Raw genomic sequence first — 22,972 nt, 5'->3', positions numbered from 1 at the left:
GGAACTTATAAAAACTGAACTCATGAAATCTATCATTAACAATATCATCATAGGGGGCCTCTGTTTGGGGATGGTAGGCTGCCAGAAGAAATTTATTGACCTGAATCCGAATGCGCAGTTTACGGATGCCGTATACTTCAAGAAGCCGTCGGATTTCAAGGATTATGCTACGGGGTTTTATGGCCAATTACCCGGCTGGAGTTTTGGTTCCATGGACAATGGCTCCGACCTTTCCGCCAATGCAAATGGTAACGGCACAGATATCGGTACGGGTACAATAGCGGTAGGCAGTACGGAGTGGAACTACGGTGGCATACGCAGTTGCAATACCCTGTTATCAAAGGCGTCTGCCTATAATGGTGGCGGCGACATCAGCCAGTATGTATCAGAAGCATATTTCTTTCGTGCATTCTCCTACTTCAATCTTCTCAAATTATATGGTGGTGTACCGATTGTAACAACCGTACTCGGTGTAGAGTCGCCGGAACTCTACAATAAACGTAACAGCCGCTACGAAGTAGTGGCCCAGGTATTGGGCGATCTTGATCTGGCTATCGCAGGATTACCGACAGAGCAGAACATAGGAGCCACAGATAAAGGAAGGATAAGCAAATGGGCTGCGATGGCGCTGAAGGCGCAGGTGGAATTATATGAAGCCACCTGGGAAAAGTATGTAGGGCGTACGCCGGATGGCGATGGAAGCAGCAATGGCGCCGGTACTGCCGGATATGACCCTGCCAACGCCGCCAAATATCTCAATGATGCCGTGAGCCTTTGCCAGCAGATAATGAACAACGGCGGATATGAGCTATGGAACAAGAACAGCGATACCAAAATGGCCAATTCCAGTTCCTGGTATTTATTCAACCTTGAAGATGAAGGCAGTAACCCTGGCGGATACAATAAGCAATCCAATAAGGAATTTATTCTTTATACCGTATACGACTATACGCTGAGACAATCCGGCATCAACATTACCTGGACGATGGGCCAGTTGTATCCCAGCCGTAAGTTTGTAGATATGGCGGTTTGTACAGATGGTTTGCCTCCGGCGAAATCGTCTATGTTCCAGGGCTACCATGCTGCAACATCTGAATTTCAGAACCGGGACCTACGTTTGCTGAACTACTTATATGCCTCCACCACGGCGCCGGCAACAGTAACGCTGGACTATGGCAGCCTGGGCTCCAGCGGCTATGGCAACAGCAAATTTGGTGTTTACGGTTTCGGCACCCGCAGAATAGACCGTACTGAATCTGCTAACTGGCCTGTCATCCGTCTTGCAGAAGTATACCTGATGTTTGCGGAAGCGTCGGTAGAGTTGAATGGAAATATTTCAGATGCACAACTGGATGCATCCATCAATAAACTGCGTGATCGTGGCGGTGTGGCGCATCTCACCAATGCACTGATAGCAGCAAACGGTCTTGATATCAAAGAAGAGATCAGGAGAGAACGTGCAGTGGAATTGTATCGTGAAGGTAAACGCTTTGATGACCTGAAGCGCTGGGGTATACTGGAGGCGTCACTGAATCCATCCAGACTTGGCAGGGTGGTAGGAGATGCATCTTATGAAACACCATTTAAAGATGCTGCAGGTAATCCAACATCAGCTTATAAACCTTCCACATATGTGTTTGGAGAGGAAAGCGTGGCAACGCCCGCCGGTATGCTGAAGTGCATAGTGGTAGCCAGCTCCCGCAATAATAGTGTGGCAAAGAAACACTATCTGTACCCGGTTCCCACTTCGCAGATGATCTTAAATAAGAGCCTCCTGCAAAATCCCGGTTACTAGATGCATTTTATTCATTATCAACCAAGCATTTTATTATGACTAAAAATATTTTCAAAAGTCCGCTCCTGGCGGGAATAGTACTGGTTATCGGCATATTTCTCTCCGCTTGTGAGAAAGATGCACAGTACAGGGAATTCAATTACCCTGCACCCGTGGTGAAAGATTTTTCTCCTAAGCAGGGATATGCAATGAGCAATATCATCATAGACGGGCAGGACTTCGGAGAAGTGGCAGGCGCCGTGAAGGTATATTTTGGTAATGTACGTGCAGATACTATCAGAAGCGTTACCAACAATAAAATTGTGGTGCAGGCCCCGGCAAAGGGAGTTACCGGCGTAATTACCGTTGAAATATTTGGCAAGCGTGATTCCCTGCCGCAGGTTTTTACATTCAAACCAGCAGCCCGTTTGATATCCATGAGTAAAGATAAAGCACAGGCAGGAGATGAAATTACGCTGACAGGAAACAACTTTGGTACAGATAAATCCCTGGTTCACGTGTTCATAGGCATCAGGGAAGCGGAAGTAGTGAGTATAACAACTGACCAGGTAAAGTTCAAAGTTCCGGATGTTCCTTCCGGGTCGGTGACATTGATTGTTGATGGCCAGCACCTCATTGGGCAATATCTCCTGATAGGTGTTGAAAAGCTTACGGGTACCCTGTTCGGGCATTCCGGATCCTGGTCCAATAACCCGGCAACGATGATTGCTGCCGCTGTGGATGGTAACCTGAACACCTATGTGGATGGAGCCACGGCCACCGGTTATGTTGGATATGATTTGGGAGAAGGCAAACCGGCGATACTGAAATCGGTACGTTACGCACCGCGGAATGGCAATGCCGCCCGGATGGTTGGCGGACAGATAAGAGGCGCCAATGATCCTTCACTGTCCGACTACGTGGTACTCCACACCATTGCTACGGCGCCGCCAAATGGTGTTTATACCGAAGCTCAGATTGCCACTACCAATAGTTATCGCTATATCTATTATTACTCTCCGGCGGGGTACTGTAACATATCAGAAATTGAATTTTACGGTAGTTACTAGCCTCATTTTTTGTCTGACTCAGGATTAGACTGATTTAGATGATTTTCAGGATTTTTTTGATTTTCAGTTTTTTGATCCAAAAGATTTAAAATCTTTCTAAATTTTTTAAATCAAAAAAATCCTGAAAATCATCTAAATCAGTCTAATCCTGAGTCAGACAAAAACCGTGTTAACCTCGTTTTTTTTATTAGTGTTTTCAATTTTACAATGATGAATTTCGATCGGACATTGACTAAGCTAACTGGTATTATTATTTGTGTATTGTTTTCAGCAATATGTACGGCGCAGGAGCAGCAATTGGTGGCTTATCCCTTTCCCGCACCAGAAACAGGAAGCCCTGCACACAACGGGGATTTTACGGTGAAGGTGCGGCAACCGGGTGGCAAGTGGCAGGACTTATATGAATATAATGTAAAGGTAGATGAGGTACGGGGAATTAACCATCAGGTTGAAAACGCTTCTATGGCCGCCTTCGATTTTTCGGGTGAAGTAGAAGTAGCGGTAACCAGCAACAGGCAGAAAATACGCCAGGCGGCTATACGGCCACTTTCATACGGAATTGGACACAGGGTGGTGAATAACACGGTTTATTTTCGATTGTTCCAACCAAAAAATATCTCCATTGAAGTTAATGGCGACAAATTTCATAACCTCCATTTGTTTGCTAACCCCATTCAAATGGCGCCCCCGGATTCCACTGCAGAAAACCTGATTTTTTTTGGTCCGGGTTTTCATGAAATAAAAGGGGGTATGTTGAAAATTCCCTCGGGTACATCGGTATACCTGGCCGGTGGCGCTGTTGTAAAGGGGTATTTAATGGTAGACAGCGCACGGAATGTGAGGATAACAGGCAGGGGTATTATTGATTCACCCGGACAGGAAGGTGTTAAAATTTCGCATTCGGAAAACATTTTGCTGGAAGGTATTTGTCTTACGCAGTGCCCTGTAGGCGCTTCAGACAGTGTTACTGTCAGGAATGTAAAAAGTATTAGCTCTTACAAGTGGGGAGATGGCATGAATGTATTTGCCAGTAATAACGTATTGTATGATGGCGTATTCTGCCGCAATTCGGACGATTGCAGTACTGTGTATGCCACCAGGAAAGGTTTTGCCGGCGGATGCCGCAATATCGTGATGCAGCATTCCACGCTATGGGCAGATGTTGCTCATCCTATCCATATCGGGCTCCATGGGAATACGCCGCACCCGGATACGATCCGGAATGTGCGTTATATCGACATCGACATCCTGGAACACCAGGAAAAGCAGGTGGATTACCAGGGATGTATGGCCATTAACGCGGGCGATAATAACCTGGTGAGCGATGTATCCTTTGAAGACATCCGCGTAGAGAATATCAGGTGCGGTCAGTTGGTACACCTGCAGATCCCGTTTAATAAAAAGTACTGCACAGCGCCTGGCTGGGGCATTGAAAATATACTGTTCAAAAATATAACCTACAACGGCGATAGCCCGGAGCTTTCCATAGTAACGGGCTATAGTCAGGACCGCAGGGTCAGGAACGTGGTATTCGAAAACCTGAAAATTAATGGTACACTCATCTCTGATAACATGAGCGGGAAACCGGGATGGTATAAAACAGCAGATATGGCAAGGATGTTTGTAGGTGAATTCGTAGATAGCCTGGTATTCAGGAAAACAGAATAGTGTACGGTGTGGAAGCTGTTCGTTAGGAGAAGTGCTGAATCGGGCAGGCATTGCCAAATGTTGATTGATGTCTGCCCGATACAGTAGCGGCAATTTTATTGATTTCAACCAAATACTTTACCCGGTTTATATGCCGGGTTTTTTCCGATTACTCATATAAAAATTCCACAATGAAACCGCTATCGAAATTCTACGCTGTTTGCTTTTTGTTTTTACTACTGTTGGCCAGTCACCTCACGAGGGGCCAGACCTTTATTCACCCCGGAATATTGCATACCGATGCAGATTTTCAGCGTATGAAGCTGAAACTGCAGGCGGGGGCGCAACCCTGGAAATCGGGGTGGGATAAGCTGATAGCCAATTCCCATGCGCAGCTGGGTTATACGCCTAACCCGTCGGAAGCGATCAACCGTGGTGGCTCTGTTCCCCAAACATATGTAAACGCCATGAACGATGCTGCCGCTGCCTACCAGTGTGCATTGCGCTGGAAAATAACCGGCGATCCCAATTATGCAGCAAAAGCGGTACAAATTCTTAACGGTTGGGCAGCCGTCTGTAAATCTGTTGGAGGATCCACTGATGGAGCACTGGCCGTAGGTTTCCAGGGCTTTGCTTTCGCCAACGCGGCCGAACTGGTACGCGATTACCAGGGATGGGCGCCCGCAGATTTTGCGCGGTTTAAGAAATTCATGATGGATGTCTTCTATCTATATGCCTCGGGGTTTCTTTACCGGAGAAATGGTACCTGTCCGAGCCACTACTGGTCCAATTGGGGAATGGCCAATGTATCGGCGATGATGGCCATCGGTATCCTCTGCGACGATGTATATATTTTCAACGAAGCGATGTATTACCTCAAGTCGGGGAACTACACAGAGGCAATCAAAAATGTGGTATACTACCTCCACACGCCGACATTAGGTCAGTGGCAGGAAAGTAACCGCGACCAGGGTCACTCCCTGCTGGGTGTTGGCCTGGCGGCCGACGTATGTGAAGTGGCCTGGAACCAGGGGGAAGATTTATACAGTTATGATAACAGCAGGTTGCTGGCCGGTTTTGAGTATGTAGCAAAGTATAATCTCGGAGAAGATGTGCCCAACATTCCCTACAACAACTGTGATAATGTAAACCAACAAAATATTGGTGAATCCGGCAGGGGAGGAATACGTCCTATCTGGGAGCGCCTGGTAAATCACTATCAAAATCGTATGGGCATTTCCGTGCCGTACTCCAAACAATTTTTAGCCCGTACCAGGCCTGAAGGTGGTGGAGGCGATTATGGTTCCACCAGTGGCGGGTTTGATCACCTGGGTTTTGGCACGCTTACCAGCGCGCTGGACTCCATGACAACAAACTGTCCCCCCTCTATGATAAAGGCAAAAATTATATATAACGGACAAACATTGGAAACGTCCACATTACAGGTGAAGCCGGGTAGCTCCATTACACTGCACCCTGAAACAAGTGGCGGCGGTTCCTGGTCCTGGTCCACCGGCGCGTCCGGACAAGACCTCGTGTTAAACAATATCCAGCATAAAGGAGTATACCGCGTAACGCTTACCAACGCCTGCGGCGCTAAGAAAGTGCAGCTTTTTGCATTAGCCATAGAAGGTGATTGTCAGCCGGCCTTTATTGATCCTTATATTCAAATAAATGGCGTATGGCAGAGTACTGACCGGGCGGTAGTAGAACGCGGGGCTACTGTTAAACTGGGTCCCCAGGGAAAAGGAGGCGGTATCTCAGGCGCGGGCAGGTACCAATGGAGCACCGGCGACTCCACCAGCGAAGTGCTGGTTTCAAATATACAAAAGGATACCTTGTTGACGCTGATTTACACCGGCCCATGCGGACAAAGTGATACGGCTGTTTTTACTATTCAATTGAGAAAAGTACGCCAGGAACTACAGCAAAAGCTGAAGGAAGCCGAAACGCTGCGCGATTCCACACTTACCAGCACGCAACCAATAGCCGGCAGGTATCCGCCGGCGGCAAAAACTTTGCTGAACGATTCTATTCTTTATGTCCGGAGTGTATACGATAGTATCACCTCTACTGATCCACAGGTCATCAGTTATATCAACCTGCTGGATCGCGCCATCCTCCGGTATAAACAGGCACAGTACTATGGCCTTAATGAACTGGCCGATGGCTTTTACTATATAAAAATTCCGCTGCGCGATTCGGTACTTACCGCTAACCAGACAAATGTTCCCCGGTTTGATATACCATTGGATAGCGCATTGCAGCAGGTATTCAGTATTGCTAAAGAACCCAATGGCAGATATAAGATAACGCTAACAGGCACCCCACCACCGGGTTACCAGAATTATCTCAACGAAAATGCGCAGTTCGGACGCAATAATTACGATGCAACCTGGAATACGGTTAATATTTATTTTAACGGTACCACCTACGCGATGCAGCGCGCTGAAAAGTCTGGTAATGGCTTCTGGTATCAAAGCGGACAAACCATCGCCTCACAAACAGGCTCGAATAACAGCAATATTCCCGTTGCTTTTCCATTTGAACTAAAGCCGGATCTTTACGGTATACTGGATGCCAAAATCCGGGAAACCCGGGAGATATTGAATACCACCTTAACCGTTGCCACTATTGAACCGGGTAAATACCCGGTTGCGGCAAAAAATCGTTTGCAGGATTCCGTTAATAGTGTGGTGTCGGCTTATTCATCTATCACTGTTTCGGCTCAATCGCACGCTTACGTTAAAATGTTGCAAACAGAAATAGACAGGTACAAGCGATCTATGTACGTATTGTTTAATACGCTCGCAGACGGAATCTATACTATTCAGCCACTGACAGGAACCAGCCGTTGGACAGCCGACGCAACCAATTCACCCGGGTTTGTTGACGGGGGCGCACTGACTGGTAGTCAACGCTGGCGCATTGTAAAAGAAACAAACGGCCGATATCGGATCACATGTTTTTCTGCACCTCAGAACTACCAGAATTATATTAACGAAAATGCACAGTTTGGAACTAACGTATACGACTCTACGTGGCATACCTTTAATATTTATTCGGATGGCAATGGTTACGCTATTCAACGTGCGGCCCGCTCCGGCAACGGCTACTGGTATATCAATGCGCAGAAAATAAATACGGTGAGCGGCAATGCCAATGATCCCACTCCGTTCAGTTTCCCATTCCGCCTCGTACTGGCGCCGGATACGCAGCAAATTACTTTCGAAATTATTCAGCCAATATTGTTAGGTGATACGTCTGCCTACATGGTAGCTTCTTCCAGTACAGGGTTACCGGTACAATTGAGCCTGGTGGATTCAACCGTTGCCGGCATCATTTCAGGAAGACTCTATCCGTTAAAAGCCGGGACTATACAGGTAGTGGCATCCCAGTCGGGCAATGGTTATTATGCCGCTGCTGCGGTTACGCAATCCGTGGAGGTGAAAAACCCGGGATTAACGCTTAAGTATAGAGACGGAGATAACGGGCAAACATCCAATAACATGGTTAAGCCATTCCTGCAACTCAGCAGTACAGATACTTCCGATATTCCGCTGGATGAACTGGAAATAAGATACTGGCTAACACCTGAAAATTACAGTGGTATTAATACCTGGATTGATTATGCCTCTATTGGCGCTACTAAACTTACCGCGCAGTATGTTCCTTTGACAGCGCCCTATCAGCATGCCTGGGGATATATTCAATACAAATTCCTCCCTGAAGTCGGACATTTAGGTATGGGCAATGCTATAGATATTCAGTCGAGAATGGCAAATGTGCAGTGGGGGTTGTTGGATGAAACGAATGATCATTCCTATCTCGATGTAAATAACTATACCAATAATTCAAACATTACGCTGTATAGGAAAGGCTTACTGGTGGCAGGCAGCGAGCCGGTTGCCACGGAACCGGTTTTCGCTGTTACAGCGTTGACCGAAAGTCTTAACGCTGGTAGTAATACCATTTCAACAAAGTTAAACTTACAGCATAACGGCAACATCCCTGTTAAGTATAGTGATTTGAAGGTTCGCTACTGGTTCACAAAAGATGGTGGCGGTAACTTAAACAGCTGGATAGATTTTGCCGCGCAGGGATCGGATAAAATATCCGCTGCATTCACGGAAACACCTGGCTTGCAAGATGCTGACCATTACCTTGAACTCGGATTTACCGATACTGCGGCTTTGTTTTATCCACAGGCGGCCAGTGGCAACATCCAGTTCCGGATTACGAAGTCTGACTGGTCTGCCTTTGATAAGGGTAACGACTTTTCTGTGTCGCAGCAACCTGGATTATTGCCCAACCCCCATGTGGCAGTATACCTGAAGGGAGCACTCATTTATGGAATGGAACCTTCAGGGGGGCAGAATACCCGGTTAATGGCAAAGTCGCCCGGTATATCTGCTGCTGCGAAAAAAGGAGATCTGAAATTATATCCTAATCCTGCCAATAACTATTTTTATATTGATACAAAAATGCTTTCCCTGGTGCGTAATAAATCTGCGCTCCTGACATTGACTGATGTACATGGAAAGCAGGTATTGGCGAAGGTATTGCCGGCCGGTGTTCTCCTGGTAAAGGTGGACCTGCCGTCAGGACTACCTGCAGGCACTTACTGGGTTCGTATAGGTAATAACGTGGCACCGGTTGTGATAACCGGAAACTAGCAGGTGATAACACCGCATAATCAGATGAAACCTAAAGGAGTTGGCTTCGGCGGAAGTACCCGCCGGAGCCGCGCCTTTTCAGAACAGCACATACTTAATTTACAGATTGATAAAAAATGCAAATGAATCGAAGTTTTTTTTGGTTGAAGTTACCCGGAATGCTGAGCCTTACACTTCTTTTGCAGTGTGGGCCACTAGCTGCACAAAAAGTATACACTGTTGCATCTCCTGGTGGAACTACAGTATTGGAGTTACGGGCTGAAGACGGAAAGCTCAGTTACCAGCTCTCTTTTAAAGGAAAACTGGTTGCTACGAGGTCTGCGCTTGACATTACAGTTGACGAGGCGTCTTTACAAGGGGCAAAAATTATCCGGTACGATAAACCTGTATTGCACCGGGAATCTTTTGCGAGCCCGCTGGGAGAGCAGGACACGCTGCATAGTTATTACCGGCAGGCAAAATTATATCTGAAAGCCAATAATGGCGGCCAGGTAAGACTGGACTTCAGGGTAATGGATAGCAGTGTTGCATTCCGTTACAATGTATCCGTTAATGATGCCGTGTTGCATCGGCTCGGGGAGTTGACCACCTTCTCTTTCCCGTCTTCTCCACTCATTTATCAATATAACCAGGAGTCTGTTTTTACGCCAACGCTGGTGGATACCTTTCATACAACTACCGACTTGCCGGTTACGCTTCTTACCAATGGAAATTATTGCCAGCTTGGGGAGGCTGCGAATTTGAATTACACGAAAGCCGAACTCGCCCGGGGAGTTGACGGCAATACCTTGGCGGTAAAGTTTCCGCGCGATACCACTGTATCGTTTCACAAACAAATTGAAACACCGTGGAGAACCCTGAGTGTGGCTGGTTCCGCTATTGCGCTGGCTCATTGCCGTTCATTGAATTTGAAACTGGCAGATACACCGGCGCCCGGTGATTTGTCGTGGATCCGGCCCGGCAAACTTATCCGCGCACAACTGAATACCCGGAGTGGACTGGATTGCATTGATTTTGCCGTAAAGCATCATTTTCAGTATATCATGTTTGATGCAGGCTGGTATGGCGCTGAGTTCCGGTCGTCCTCCGATCCCTGCCAGGTAATTCCGGCAATTGATATGCCGAAGGTGATAGCCTATGGCAAGGAAAAAAATATCGGCGTTATCCTGTATGTGAACTATGTAGGGTTGAAAAGTAAACTGGATACCATTCTCCCCCTTTATAAGCAATGGGGTGTGGCGGGCATTAAATTCGGTTTCGTGGATGGCCTCACGCAGGCTGGTCTCAGCTGGTTGTCGCAAGCCATTCAAAAAGTGCAGCAGTACCGCTTTGTACTGGATATACACGATAATTATAAGCCTACCGGCCTTAGCAGAACTTATCCTGCATTGTTGACACAGGAAGGTATAAGAGGCGATGAAAACAGTCCGGATGCTTTCCACAATACTACGCTTCCTTTTACACGCTTCCTCGCCGGAGCAGCCGATTTTACCTATTGTTTTCCAAATTCGAAAAATAGTTTTTCAAAGAACATAAAAGTTTCAAAAGCGCAGCAACTGGCGTTGACTGTCGTTTACTACAGCCCGCTGCAGGCGATATTCTGGTATGGTCAGCCCAATGATTATACGAATGACGGAGAAATAGAATTCTACGACTATGTACCAACCACCTGGAATGAATCACATTACCTGTCGGGAGATATCGGAAAAGGTATAGCTGTGGCGAGAAGGAGAGGAGATACCTGGTACCTCGGTTGTGCAGCTGGTTTGCAGGATTGGGAAACTACGCTGGACCTTTCTTTTCTCCGGCCGGGCATTACCTATACCGTCACTATTTATGAAGATGACAATCATCAATCCATAAATAAAAGAACCGTTAAACTTAGCAGTGGCGACAAACTGCCGGTAAAACTTTCTGCCAAAGGAGGACAAGCATTCATTTTCAGATCCGGAGCCAATGAATAGACCATTCGTTTTTCTGCTGTTGTTTTTTTTCTGCCGGTTGACCGCAGCAGCACAGGTATGGCAGTGGTCCGTTCCGGTAGCGGGCGCCCGTAACGCAGATGCTACAGCATACCTGTGGATCCCGGAAAATGCAAAGAAAGTCAGAGGCGTTGTGCTGGCACAGCATAATATGGAAGAGATCAGTATTTTGGAGAACCCCATTTTTCGGAAAGAGATGGCATCGCTGTCTTTCGCCATCGTTTGGGTATCGCCGTCATTTGATCCTCTTTTCCGCTTTAATGAAGGAGCGGGAGAAGTGTTGAATACCTTCCTGGGGGCACTGGCAGATTCTTCCGGATATGGAGAGTTGACATATGTTCCGGTGGTAACCATCGGACATTCTGCAGCCGCGAGCTGGCCGTATTATTACGCCGCCTGGAACCCGGAACGTACCTTGTGCGCTATTTCCACCAGTGGTCAGTGGCCCTGGTTCAGAGATCCCCGCTTTGCTCCAGATATCTGGGGCAAGAGGAATATAAATTATGTGCCCTGTCTTGAAACAATGGGAGAATATGAAGCGGCTGCCACGTGGAGCACCGAAGGACTGAGAGAGCGGAAGGAGCATCCGTATATGCCTCTGAGCATGTTGGCATGCCCGGGAGAAGGTCACTTCGCTGCATCCGACAAAAAGGTGCGTTATATTGCCCTGTACATCCGCAAGGCTGCACAGTACCGGTTACCTGCTAATTATGCCGCTGACCAGCCTGCAACGCTGATTCCAATTGACCCGGTACACACCGGATGGCTGATGGAGAGATGGAAACAGGATGAATTGCCAACGATAAGCCCGGCGCCCGTTCACCGATACAAGGGAGATACTACACAGGCATTCTGGTTTTTCGATGAGGAGTTGGTCCGGGCTACACAGCAGTACCAGCAGGTTCAGTTGCATCGCAAGCCCCAGCTGACCGGCATTCAACAGGACGGTCATATTATTGCACAACAAAATACACACCTGCAGGTACATGTACCGTTTATCCCGCAGGAAGATGGGGTTAGCTTCCGGCTAAAAGGCGTATTCCTGGATACTGTACCGGGTGAAAGTGAGCGACCACGTAAGCAAACCGGGCTTCCCGCCGGGTCAGCCCTGGGGCACGCTGACCGTATTCCTGTAAGCATAGAAAAAATCACCGGACCTTTTGTGAAAATCAATGATACTATATTCCGGTTTTCAATGAGGAATGGATTAAGTGGAACCATCGGGCAGTATAGCTTGTGCTTTGCGGTAGTACATCCGGGAGATACCCGCTATAAACCTTTTGTACAGCAGGCAGAAATGACTGTTCCTGTCAGGAACATAGCAGGTAAGTACCAGGAGATATTTTTCCCGGCCATCGGAAACCAACATTTCCGTATACGGCAGATTATATTGAAAGCCAGGTCCGGCAGCGGGTTGCCGGTAAGTTACTATATAGAATCGGGTCCCGCTTATATAAAAGGAAATAGCATAATTATAACGCCGGTGCCGCCGGCGGCCAGGTACCCGGTAAAGATAACCGTTGTGGCCTGGCAATATGGAAGGAATGGTGCACAGGCTGTTCAGACAGCAGCGCCGGTGCGACAGTCATTTTACCTGGAAAAATAAAAAGTGAAAAGATGAGGAGTTGTGTGAAATATATGATATTAATAATCGCAGCCGCTGCAGTACATACAGTTTTGTTGTGTAATACTGCCGGCGCACGGGTCCCTGCATTTTCACATCCGGGCCTGCTGCATAGCCAGACTGATTTACAGCGTATGAGGACCGGCGTAATGGAACAAACGGTACCCATATACGAAGGTTATATCGTTTTTAAAAAAAGTCCCTTTTCCAACTACGATTACAGGATGAAAGGACCACTGCCCATGGTGGGAAGAAACCCTGGTGTTGGTCAGCCGGATTATGACAGCGATGCCAATGCGGCTTACCAGAACGCGTTAATGTGGGTGATTACCGGGGATAAACGTTATGCGCAAACAGCCATCCGTATTATTGATGCATGGAGTGATGTGCTGAAGACTGTTACCGGTAAAGATGCTGTACTGATGGCTGGCTTAGGGCCATTTAAGATGGTTAACGCAGCAGAGATCATCAGGTATAGTAATGCAGGGTGGCCGGAAGATGCGGCAAAACGCACGGAGAAACATTTCCGCCAGGTAATTTATCCGGTTCTTGCTGAGTTTGCACCTTTTGCAAATGGCAACTGGGACGCCGCCGCTCTCAAAACGGTAATGGCTATAGGGATTTTCTGCAACGACCGTGAAATTTTTGAAAAGGCCATCCGCTATTATGTAAACGGGTGGGGAAATGGAAGTCTTATTCACTACATTATTAACGATGCCGGCCAGGTACAGGAAACAGGAAGGGATCAGGCCCATACCCAGCTAGGTATCGGTATGCTGGCGGAATGTTGTGAAATGGCCTGGCACCAGGGATTAGATCTTTATTCTTATGCCGATAACCGTTTACTGAAAGGGTTTGAGTATACGGCAAAGTATAACCTGGGGTATAACGATATCCCATATACGCCAATGATTGACCGTACAGGGAAATACCGCCATATACATCCTTCAGAGCTGGCACGTGGTAACCTGCGTGCGGTATTCGAGCAAGTTTATAATCACTATGAACACAGGGCAGGGATACCCGCTCCGTTTACAAAAGCTGTAGCTGATAAACTCCGGCCCGAAGGCCCCGGTAACCCGGGAGCGGATCATCCCGGTTACGGTACTTTGTTCTACTCCATTGACCCGGGAGCCGAAAATATACATGTCGGGCATATTGTTACTGAAAGCCCTGCCGGACTGGTATTGACTGCAAAGACTGATACAAATAGACTGGCCTGGATTGGGTTCGCAGGTAGTTCGTCTTATATAATCAAACGGGCTGCGAAAAAAGGAGGACCTTATTTAACTATAGGAACTACTACTGAAAATTTCTTCGATGATTTCAATGTGAAATACGGGCTTTTATATTACTACACTGTTACCGGTGTAAGAAATGGAAAAGAGTCAGGAGCATCAGTTCCCGCATCTGTTGCTGGTGGCGGGCTTCAGAAAGGATGGCGTAACAGCGATATCGGCAATACGGAAATGGCCGGCCATGCACAGTACGACGGTGATCTGTTAAGAATAGAGGCCGGTGGTATATTTACAGATACGTTACAGAATGCCTTCAATTACACCTGTCGGAAGCTGTTGAAAAATGAAGAGATGATGATCCAGGTGTGCCCACAACCCAGTTCACAGTTTACAACGGTAGGACTGATGATCCGATCCGGGTTACAACCTGATTGTCCTTTTGCGGCACTGATGCTGTATCCCGGTAAAACACAGGAAATAGAAGTACCCAACTGGAAGATGCAGTTCCTGCAGAAGGGTACCGGCGTAAACGCAGCTGTTATAGCACAGCAAGCGTTGGCGGCGCCAGCTGTAACTTACGGTCGACTTACGGGATCTTATTGGTTAAAGCTGCACCGGTCGGGTCATACAATAACAGGGTTCGGATCTTACGATGGTGTGAAATGGACAAAACTGGCATCAGCAAAATGGAGCGCCAGCCTGCCGGCACTGATTGGAGTGGCCGCAGCATCCAACATTTCAAATACAACTACGGTACGGGTTCGCCTGCATTAAATCCAAAGAAAGCATGAAGTATCAATTAAAATTCTACAGTACGAAAACAAGTATTGCCATTATATTATTTTTTACACTCGTTACATCCGGCGTTTTAGCACAGAAAGTATCTGTTCGGTCATCTAACAAAAAAAATACATTTTCCCGGTCAGACGCTCAGGTTTGGCAATGGCGTATTTCAATGGACAATATTATTTCCGGTGAAACGAAAGCTCCTCCCCAGGTATTTCTTTGGATACCTGACAACTGCAGGCAACTGAAGGCGGTGGTATGGGGGCAGCATAACATGACGGAAGGAACCGTACTGGAACATCCTGCGTTTCGTAAAACGATGGCTGAACTTGGGATAGGGGAGATATGGGTTACTCCCGCAATCACGCAGATGTTCGATTTTACCAAAAATGCGCCTGCTGATTTTGAGGTGATGATGAATCGTTTGGCAGAGGTATCCGGATACACAGAACTAAAAACAATTCCTGTTATTCCTATCGGCCATTCGGCACAGGCTAGTTTCCCATGGAATTTTGCCGCATGGAATCCGGCAAGAACGTTGGCCGTGATTTCACTTCACGGTGATGCGCCGCTCACAAAACTAACAGGGAGCGGCGCCCCCAATCCTGACTGGGGCAACAGGAATATAGATGGTGTGCCTTCTCTTTTCATAATGGGAGAATATGAGTGGTGGGAAGACCGGATTCTCCCGGCATTTTCCTACATACAATCACATCCGCGTAGCGTCATCTCTTTATTTGCAGATGCAGGCCACGGCCACTTTGATGCATCAGAGGCACTGGTCGGTTACATCTCCCTGTTTATACGCAAAGCAATGAAATTCCGCTGGCGGGCAAACGCCCTACTTCCGGTGCAACCGGAAGATGGATGGTTGATGGACAGATGGCATAAAGACAGCCTTCCTGTTGCGTCGGCCGCGCCTTTTAAAACGTACTCCGGAAACCGGCCATCTGCTTCATGGGTATTCGACAGGGAAATGGCGGATGCTACCGAACATTATTACAATACCGCAAGGGGAAAACGGCAACAGTTTATTGGATTTATCCAGGACGGTAAAGTACTGATACCGGGTAAATCTCACGCGGTGTATACAACAAGCGTTCAACCGCTGCAGGATGGTATCACCTTTCATATCAGTGGATTTTTTACAGATTCCACCAGAACCAGGCGGGTTACTGAACATGCTGCAACGCCGCTGTTGATTAATCGTATATGCGGTCCTGTTAAGAAGATCAATGATACCACTTTCAGGTTGGATTTTTACCGTATGGGCTTCAATAATGCCAAGCGAAGCAACGACATCTGGCTGGTAGCTGAGAATAAAGGAGATGGTATGTTTAAGAGTACCGTGCAACAGCTGAATATTAAAATACCGCTGCCGCAAACCACCGGCAACGCTCAGCAGATACATTTTAAACCGCTGCCAGACCAGCAAAACGGAATAAAGGAGCTGTCTTTGACCGCGCGTGCCACATCGGGATTGCCAGTGAATTATTATGTAAAAGAAGGCCCCGTAGTTATTAAAGGCAATAAACTAATGTTTACCGGCGTACCGCCAGGTGCAAAACTGCCGTTAAAAGTTACTGTCGTAGCCTGGCAGTATGGCATTGCAGGCAAGTATCAGTCAGCATTGCCTGTTGAGCGATCATTCTTCATTCTTCAGTAGTTAATAGCATCGCGGTACACATCTCTTTGGTCGGGAACATGCTGGGCAGCTGCCAACCACCATCTCCCGTTCCGCTCTACCAATACAAGCAGCGCCAACTCGTCAAAACTGCCGGGTGTAATACCCGCATCAGGTAATTTTTTGGGTTCTCCAACCCTTCTTACGTAAGCTATCGCTATTTGTTCTGATAAAAAACAGATATGCTCCGCTATAAATTTGGCTGCCCCTCTTTGAGGATGAGCAAGCGAAAACATTTTCCTGTGAATCGAATGGATCTGCTCATAGCCCCCGGCAATAGCGCCAAAAGGGCTGCCCCATAGGATATCTTGGGAGAAGCGATTGTTAAATAAATCGGCATCAGCAGTGTCAACTGCCTCCTGCCATTCGGCAATAAATTCCTTAACAGGCGCCGGGTCAAATATTTGAAACAAAAGAGGATGTATTTCCATATACTGGTAGATTAGATTTTAGAATTTGGATGTGCTTCCAACAAAAACGGGTAATCTGTATACCCACTTTCACCGGAAACAAATAAGCTTTCCTTATCTAATTGGTTTAGCGGGGAATTTCTTTTAAATCGGTCTACCAGGTCCGGGTTACTGATGTACAGCTCACCAAATGAAACCAAATCTGCGATATCGTCGCCAATGACTTTGTTTGCGATGTCCTGGGTAAACCCGCGGTTAACAACCAACGTACCGTTGTACAATTTGCGATAGTGTTTGGCGATTGTTATTATCTGCTCTATTGGATTTGACCCTGCCTCGGGAGCAAATCCGGCAATATGGAGGTAAGCCAGGGAATAGCTGTTAAGCCTGTCACACACATATTTAAATAGTTGAGTGGTTTCATCGTCTCTTTCGATTCCAAACAAGTTGTGCCAGGAGGGGGAGATCCGTATGCCAACTTTCGATAGCGGAATTTTTTCATTGATGCGATCAAGTATGTCAAAAAGAAATCGCGCCCTGTTCTCGATGGAGCCTCCATATTTGTCTTTTCGCTGATTGGAACATTTTGCAAAAAACTGGTGGAATAAATATCCGTTGGCCGCGTGCAACTCTACACCATCAAAGCCGGCTAAGATCGCATTGTTGGCTGCCTGCACAAAATCGCAAATGGTTTGTTCAATATCTTCCAAAGACATTGCCCGGGGCGTGACAGTCTGTGTATATCCACTTGCAGAGAACACCTGGTAGTCGGGGTTAACGGCCGATGGTGCCAGGGGCAATTCCCCTCCTAACAAGTCAGGGTGTGAAAGCCGGCCCACATGCCAGAGCTGCGCGAATATTTTCCCGCCTTCCCCGTGCACGCTGTCAGTTACTTTTTGCCACGCATCTACCTGCTTTTGCGTATAAATGCCTGGAACATTAATCGCCCCCACAGCTCCTGAGCTAACAGGAATTCCTTCGGTTACGATCAAACCTGCCGTGGCGCGTTGCGTATAGTACAATGCAGTAAGCCCGGTAGCTGTCCGATCGGGGTTATCCGCCCGGGCCCTTGTCATAGGAGCCATCACCACGCGGTTTTTGAGCGCTAACGCTGTTGATCTGAATGGTGTGAGTAGTGTAAGCATTCTTATCGCTATTTTCTTACAAAACTACTCAGGCGGCAGAAGTTAGAATAGGAAAAAACAGACATTCTACTCCCTGGTCAAAGCGAAAAACCTGCGTGGGCTAAAGCCAGAGAACCGCCTGAAATCTGCGATAAAATGAGACTGGTCATAGTATCCGCCTTCATAAGTCGATTCTGAAAAGGATTGATGCTTTTGAAACCGGGCTAATACCTGTTCGAATCGGCTGATTTGTGCGTAGTGTTTGGGATTAAGACCAGTATACGCATGAAAGCGCCTGGTAAACTGTTTGGGAGAAAGATGCATTTCAGTGGCAAGCCTTGCAATATCTATTGCACCATTTAACGCCTTTATCCGGGCGATAGCTGCTACAACTAAAGCGTCACTTTTGGGTTCCTTATGGAAGCGGGTAGAAAGGTGCCGGCTTAGCACGGCAGTACGTTCCTGGACGTCGGTGGCAGCGGCCATCTTTCCGAATAAATCTTCGCCATCCCGGCCCAGCAACATTTTCAGGCTCGTAAACTTATTATTCAATTCGGAGGGCCCCAGTTTGAAAAAACCTGGGATTGCATGCTGATGGAGAGATACGCCAAATACTTCATTAAACCCACTCATGGGGAATTGCCCAAACTGGTCGGTTAGCCCTTGAACAGACGCGCCTGTTAGTTGTATATTCTTTTCTGAAAAGTATCTATAAGTAAATGCAAGTTCAGTACGGGTATGAGCGGTAGCGTAGTAGACCGGATTGGCCTTTTCGCAACCGTCCAATCGAGCCCACCAGAAGTGGCTAACCCACTGGCGTAATTCACCATTTGCCGGAGCAATAAAATAGTTCATAAACAAAGTTAACGATATGAAACTGATCTAAAGCAACTAATGCGAGAAGAAAATGAGAACCCCGGTTAGCTTATTTCTGAATATTTATTTAAGAAAAAATTTCGCAATGTTTCTGCGACAACTAATGGACTTTCGCTGTTATCTGATGCAACATGACCAAGGTTTTCAAATGCTATGCGTGTTGTATGCGGGATGGCCTTTTCCAGGCTATCTAATGCAACAGACAGATAATGGTGGCTTTTAGTGCCACCCAACAACAGCACTTCCGCCTTGAGATTTTTAGCCTTTTCGATGAGTGGCAGTGATTCACTGACCACTTTACTGTCATTGCGGAAAGTAGGAATCAATTCAGCTAATGGCAATGCAGTTTCATCGTTCTTCTTCTTTTCAAACTTTATCATCATGTTGATCAAAGGAGCCGTGATAAAAGCCGGTAGTACGTTGAGAAAAGATTTATCCCCCGGGTCTCCGGTTCCTTTCAGGATCGTAATAAATGCCTTTCCCAAATTCCCTTTGCTCATGGCGTTGGCATAATCGGCCTGTGTTTTTTTCAATACTTCATTATCTACCGGTATCGGTGGTTCGTATAGCGCTATTCTTTGCAATGTTTGGTCCATTAATGCAGCCTGGAGTGTAATGATCGCTCCGCTGCTCAAGGCAAAAATTTGTTTGGCGCCCGTTGTATTTATTAATGTTAACAGGTCTTCCGCCTCTGTTAACAAATTATCCTCCTCCTGGTAAGGGCCGCTTAAGCCGCGCCCGCGCCTGTCGGGAACATATACTTTAAAATCCGCCGAGAGCGCTTTAGCAAGACTTGTAAAATTCAATGAGGATTGAAGCCCTCCGGGCATTAAAATAATTGCCGGGCCGTTACCAATGAACCGGTAACCTATTGTAGTACCATCAGATGCTGCTACAAAACCTGTTTGAAATTCTTTTATAGTAGACATGATGCTAAGTTAATGAATATTCACTAACTTGGGTGTTAAAATTAATTGGCCATTTATGACAAAAGCAGTTGCAACGGAAACACTTCTTCGGGAACAGGCTATCAGTATTATAGCAAAGGGTGGGTTTGAGGGCTTTAGCATGAATAAGCTTGCCAAAGCTTCCAACCTTTCTGTGGCGGCTATATACATTTACTATAAAAACAAGGAAGAATTATTAAACAGACTTTTCAACTACGTACAAACGGATTTTTCAATTTGTATGCTTAGCGGTTTTTCTGCCGATGCATCGTTTGGAGTTGGCTTATGGACACTGTGGGAAAACTACGTAAAGTTCGCTATAGCAAATCCATCTCATTTTATGTTTTTCGACCTTTTCCGTAATTCACACCTGGTCAATAGTTTGGATATTGAAGTATCGCCATTCAACCAGGCTGTTGAGCAATTTGCACGGAATGCCATTAACAAAAAAGAGATAAAGGGAATGGAGCCGGAACTATTTTGGTCGCTTGCTTTCGGGCCGTTAAATGCATTAATCAGGTTTCATTTGGATAAAGAAAATGTTTACACCCATGAAATGTTTGAAATCACAAAAGAGAATTTAAAGCGTTTGTTTGAAATGATATTGACTGGCTTCCAAAGGAAGAAATGATGCTCAGCAGTTTTTATTTGTGCCTGGAAAATTTGCGCCCGCCAGGTTCATATTCGAATAGGGGACTGGTACATAGGTTCGTGTTTCTATACAACAGCAATTAAAAAAGCGTGATACAATTCGAAAGAATGTATCACGCTTTTTTAATCTCCCTGGTACGAAGATCGAACTGTAACAGGAATTATCTGCTATCATTAGTTCCGTACAAGCAACTCTTCCGTAACACGATATGCTCCTGCTGAACCATAACCATACCTTACTTTATAGGTTTTGGTGGCGGGATTATAGGTGTTATTGCAGGAAGGAGATCCTGCCCAAGCAGCGGTATAAGGTGCCGGTAAGTCTGAAGTAAACATCAGGTAGGGTGCGCCTGCAGCCCCTGGCGCAGCTGTAATGGTGAGGGTGTTATCAGCGTTAACAGTGATCAGGGCTTTGTAGCCACTGCCGCCTAAATCGCCTAAATCCACAATTACGCCATTAGCACCGCTGCTGAACATCGTTTTCGTACTGCTAAGTGCTCTTGGACTAGAGGGATGATAGAAGTAGCCCGTTGAAGCAGCCGTAAATATACTGACCTTGCTGTAATCTGCTGAGAATACATCAAACGAATTCGGCTCCGGAGCATATACGGAACGATAAGAAATGTCGGTTCCTAATTTATAGCTGGCGATCTGGGTGGCTGTTTGTGTGGGAAGAACAGCCAGCGATTGAGCGGCCCCGGTTTCATCAGTATAATTTACTTCTATACGCTGTTCACCTGTTATAGCCGGACTCCAGTTAATAGTAGCACCGGCGCCCGATTGCAGAACGGAACTGATCTTCCTGTTAACCACCGCGCTCATGTAGTTGTCGCCATACATGTTTCCCGTTGCATTTGTTACTACAGATCTGTCGCCCTTACTGTTATAAGTATATACCTCAAAATTATTTGTGCCCTCGTTTAAGTGACTATTGAGAATGATGTTTACGGTATCCCCGTTGGTTCTTACTACAGGAGTTTCCAATGAATCGGCGCTGTTGTTCCAGTACGTCTTTATCTTTGTTATTAATGGGTCCGGCCCCAATACAACCCTTAATTGTATCCGTTTATTTCCTGCCTGCACAATGACAGTATCTGCCCTTCCCGGATAAGAACGCTCTCCATCCTTTACAAATTTCTTATAATCGTTTTCCTTTGTGCAGGAGATTACGCACAGTCCTGCTGCAATAAGAAAAGGATAAATCAAATATTTTATCTTTTCCATGATTTAGTTATTAGTTGATTGTTATTCGGTTTAATGCTTATTGCGGATTCCCCCACATATAGATCTCATAAATTTGCACATAGGTTCCGTTAGACCAATTGTTGAGGGTTTTAAACCTGATATACCGCACGGCGGGAGCATCTAATGGAATAGTAATTGTTTCACCTGCGGCGGCGGCTTCATTATCTGCGGTGGTTAATTGTCCGTTGGGTAAACCTGAAGGTTTGATTTGCTCGTATGCAGTTAACAATGTCCAACCGGTAAAGCTTCCATCTGGAGAAGGATTGTTGGAACCCCATATTTCCACTTTTCTGGGGCTGTGCAGGTCATAAAAGAAACCTGGTCTCATGAACCAGGACATGCGGCTTATTTTAGCGGTTACGCCCATGTCGTAAGAGAACCATTTAGGCATGGTGCCGCCATCGCCGGTATGATAATAACCGCCACCGGTGACGCCTCCGTCAAAAAGACCGGCAACAGAGCCACCATAGCCCAAAGGAGCGTCGGTATTTGTTGGTAAAACCAGTTGTTTCATCTTTGTACGGTCCAACTTAACCTCGAATATAGGCGTAAGGGTTGTATGCAGGGTATCGGAAATATTACCCCACCGGTCCCGCACATAGACACCGAACTTTGTTTCAACTGCTTTCAAATCCCTTGTAACAAATATGCCCTGCTTTAAATTGGTATAACTGGTATTGATGGGTGTAAAATCGCCCAACGAATCGTTCATTAAAACTACAATGGCGATATCCGCTCCGCTAAGGTTTTGATAGCTAACGTCAATCCCGCCGAAATTGGCTATCGCCCCGAGGCTATTGCGTACAAGCCTGAAGGCCGGCGTTAGCGGATGAACGGTAACAGCTACCGGCTGCGATGCATTTCCGCCTTTATCTACAGCATACAATTTTACTTCATAGGCATCGGTATCTCCAAAGCCGGCAACGGTTATCGCGTTGTTATAGTAGCTTACCTTGGTTTCTCTTTCTACGCCCTGTTTAGTGGTGTATACTGCTTTTACATACAGTACATCCGGGTCAGAGGGAATGGTATACTTTATTTTTGCCGAGCCGCTAAGGTTCTCCACTGTTACATCTTTCACCGGGCCAGGTGCTACGCCGTCATTTACTATTGGCGCTATTTCGGATCGTTTACAGGCCTGTACAGCCACTACAACTAACATCACCATGCACCATCTATTTATTAATCGTTTCATTTACTTAGGTTTAAGGTTTACTTAAGAATTGCAAACAGGGCAT

The 22,972-nt window shown here is 46.5% G+C and carries 15 protein-coding genes; 9 read left to right on the top strand and 6 right to left on the bottom strand.

What is annotated here, in order from left to right; translation table 11 throughout:
* Positions 1 to 22: 22 nt before the first annotated feature.
* From KE626_RS24625 to KE626_RS24590, 8 genes are all read left to right on the top strand, one after another.
* A complete protein-coding gene (locus KE626_RS24625; protein ID WP_211975674.1) occupies positions 23 to 1,795 on the top strand; it encodes a RagB/SusD family nutrient uptake outer membrane protein in 1,773 nt (590 codons plus the stop codon).
* A gap of 35 nt (positions 1,796 to 1,830) precedes the next feature.
* Positions 1,831 to 2,844, top strand: a complete 1,014-nt coding sequence (locus tag KE626_RS24620; RefSeq protein WP_211975673.1) for an IPT/TIG domain-containing protein — start codon at positions 1,831 to 1,833, stop codon at positions 2,842 to 2,844.
* Between the two features lie 228 nt (positions 2,845 to 3,072).
* The gene (locus KE626_RS24615; protein WP_249207674.1) at positions 3,073 to 4,512 is read left to right on the top strand and encodes a glycosyl hydrolase family 28 protein; all 1,440 of its coding nucleotides are present in this window, start codon (positions 3,073 to 3,075) and stop codon (positions 4,510 to 4,512) included.
* A 170-nt stretch (positions 4,513 to 4,682) separates the two neighbouring features.
* Complete coding sequence (locus tag KE626_RS24610) at positions 4,683 to 9,167, top strand: cellulose binding domain-containing protein (protein WP_211975671.1); 4,485 nt, start codon at positions 4,683 to 4,685, stop codon at positions 9,165 to 9,167.
* Positions 9,168 to 9,289: 122 nt separating this feature from the next.
* Positions 9,290 to 11,131, top strand: coding sequence for a glycoside hydrolase family 97 protein (locus tag KE626_RS24605; protein WP_211975670.1), 1,842 nt, complete (start codon positions 9,290 to 9,292; stop codon positions 11,129 to 11,131).
* Positions 11,124 to 12,755, top strand: coding sequence for a hypothetical protein (locus tag KE626_RS24600; protein WP_211975669.1), 1,632 nt, complete (start codon positions 11,124 to 11,126; stop codon positions 12,753 to 12,755). Before KE626_RS24605 ends, KE626_RS24600 begins: the two co-directional genes overlap by 8 nt.
* Positions 12,756 to 12,787: 32 nt before the next feature.
* On the top strand, positions 12,788 to 14,785 hold the full coding sequence (locus KE626_RS24595) for an alginate lyase family protein (protein ID WP_211975668.1): 1,998 nt from the start codon (positions 12,788 to 12,790) through the stop codon (positions 14,783 to 14,785).
* A 13-nt stretch (positions 14,786 to 14,798) separates the two neighbouring features.
* Positions 14,799 to 16,463 (top strand): hypothetical protein, encoded by a 1,665-nt coding sequence (locus tag KE626_RS24590; protein ID WP_211975667.1) that lies wholly within the window; start codon positions 14,799 to 14,801, stop codon positions 16,461 to 16,463.
* On the opposite strand, the gene KE626_RS24585 is transcribed toward KE626_RS24590, so the two are convergent.
* The 4 genes from KE626_RS24585 to KE626_RS24570 form a co-directional block, all read right to left on the bottom strand.
* Positions 16,457 to 16,912: a YybH family protein gene (locus KE626_RS24585; RefSeq protein ID WP_211975666.1), complete on the bottom strand. Its 456-nt coding sequence runs from the start codon at positions 16,910 to 16,912 to the stop codon at positions 16,457 to 16,459. The genes KE626_RS24590 and KE626_RS24585 overlap by 7 nt on opposite strands.
* A gap of 11 nt (positions 16,913 to 16,923) precedes the next feature.
* Positions 16,924 to 18,036, bottom strand: a complete 1,113-nt coding sequence (locus tag KE626_RS24580) for an alkene reductase (RefSeq protein ID WP_249207673.1) — start codon at positions 18,034 to 18,036, stop codon at positions 16,924 to 16,926.
* Between the two features lie 66 nt (positions 18,037 to 18,102).
* Positions 18,103 to 18,870 (bottom strand): helix-turn-helix domain-containing protein, encoded by a 768-nt coding sequence (locus tag KE626_RS24575; RefSeq protein ID WP_211975665.1) that lies wholly within the window; start codon positions 18,868 to 18,870, stop codon positions 18,103 to 18,105.
* 65 nt (positions 18,871 to 18,935) lie between these two features.
* Positions 18,936 to 19,820 (bottom strand): alpha/beta fold hydrolase, encoded by an 885-nt coding sequence (locus KE626_RS24570; protein ID WP_211975664.1) that lies wholly within the window; start codon positions 19,818 to 19,820, stop codon positions 18,936 to 18,938.
* A gap of 55 nt (positions 19,821 to 19,875) precedes the next feature.
* Here KE626_RS24570 and KE626_RS24565 point away from each other — a divergent pair, with 55 nt between their 5' ends.
* On the top strand, positions 19,876 to 20,469 hold the full coding sequence (locus tag KE626_RS24565) for a TetR/AcrR family transcriptional regulator (protein WP_211975663.1): 594 nt from the start codon (positions 19,876 to 19,878) through the stop codon (positions 20,467 to 20,469).
* Positions 20,470 to 20,663: 194 nt separating this feature from the next.
* Here KE626_RS24565 and KE626_RS24560 read toward each other — a convergent pair whose 3' ends face one another.
* Together KE626_RS24560 and KE626_RS24555 are read right to left on the bottom strand one after the other, a co-directional pair.
* Positions 20,664 to 21,713 carry a DUF4998 domain-containing protein gene (locus KE626_RS24560; RefSeq protein WP_211975662.1) on the bottom strand — a complete coding sequence of 350 codons (1,050 nt, stop codon included), beginning with the start codon at positions 21,711 to 21,713 and terminating at the stop codon, positions 20,664 to 20,666.
* 37 nt (positions 21,714 to 21,750) lie between these two features.
* Positions 21,751 to 22,929, bottom strand: a complete 1,179-nt coding sequence (locus KE626_RS24555) for a DUF5000 domain-containing lipoprotein (protein ID WP_211975661.1) — start codon at positions 22,927 to 22,929, stop codon at positions 21,751 to 21,753.
* Positions 22,930 to 22,972 lie beyond the last annotated feature (43 nt).

The sequence above is a fragment of the Chitinophaga hostae genome (genome assembly GCF_018224885.1).
GTDB lineage: Bacteria > Bacteroidota > Bacteroidia > Chitinophagales > Chitinophagaceae > Chitinophaga > Chitinophaga hostae.
This window is presented reverse-complemented; position numbering and strand designations above follow the sequence as displayed.

Coding starts and splice junctions, on each gene's coding strand:
- KE626_RS24625 (WP_211975674.1), top strand. CDS start 23: ATGAAATCTATCATTAACAATATCATCATAGGGGGCCTCTGTTTGGGG.
- KE626_RS24620 (WP_211975673.1), top strand. CDS start 1,831: ATGACTAAAAATATTTTCAAAAGTCCGCTCCTGGCGGGAATAGTACTG.
- KE626_RS24610 (WP_211975671.1), top strand. CDS start 4,683: ATGAAACCGCTATCGAAATTCTACGCTGTTTGCTTTTTGTTTTTACTA.
- KE626_RS24605 (WP_211975670.1), top strand. CDS start 9,290: ATGAATCGAAGTTTTTTTTGGTTGAAGTTACCCGGAATGCTGAGCCTT.
- KE626_RS24600 (WP_211975669.1), top strand. CDS start 11,124: ATGAATAGACCATTCGTTTTTCTGCTGTTGTTTTTTTTCTGCCGGTTG.
- KE626_RS24595 (WP_211975668.1), top strand. CDS start 12,788: ATGATATTAATAATCGCAGCCGCTGCAGTACATACAGTTTTGTTGTGT.
- KE626_RS24590 (WP_211975667.1), top strand. CDS start 14,799: ATGAAGTATCAATTAAAATTCTACAGTACGAAAACAAGTATTGCCATT.
- KE626_RS24585 (WP_211975666.1), bottom strand. CDS start 16,912: ATGGAAATACATCCTCTTTTGTTTCAAATATTTGACCCGGCGCCTGTT.
- KE626_RS24580 (WP_249207673.1), bottom strand. CDS start 18,036: ATGCTTACACTACTCACACCATTCAGATCAACAGCGTTAGCGCTCAAA.
- KE626_RS24575 (WP_211975665.1), bottom strand. CDS start 18,870: ATGAACTATTTTATTGCTCCGGCAAATGGTGAATTACGCCAGTGGGTT.
- KE626_RS24570 (WP_211975664.1), bottom strand. CDS start 19,820: ATGTCTACTATAAAAGAATTTCAAACAGGTTTTGTAGCAGCATCTGAT.
- KE626_RS24565 (WP_211975663.1), top strand. CDS start 19,876: ATGACAAAAGCAGTTGCAACGGAAACACTTCTTCGGGAACAGGCTATC.
- KE626_RS24560 (WP_211975662.1), bottom strand. CDS start 21,713: ATGGAAAAGATAAAATATTTGATTTATCCTTTTCTTATTGCAGCAGGA.
- KE626_RS24555 (WP_211975661.1), bottom strand. CDS start 22,929: ATGAAACGATTAATAAATAGATGGTGCATGGTGATGTTAGTTGTAGTG.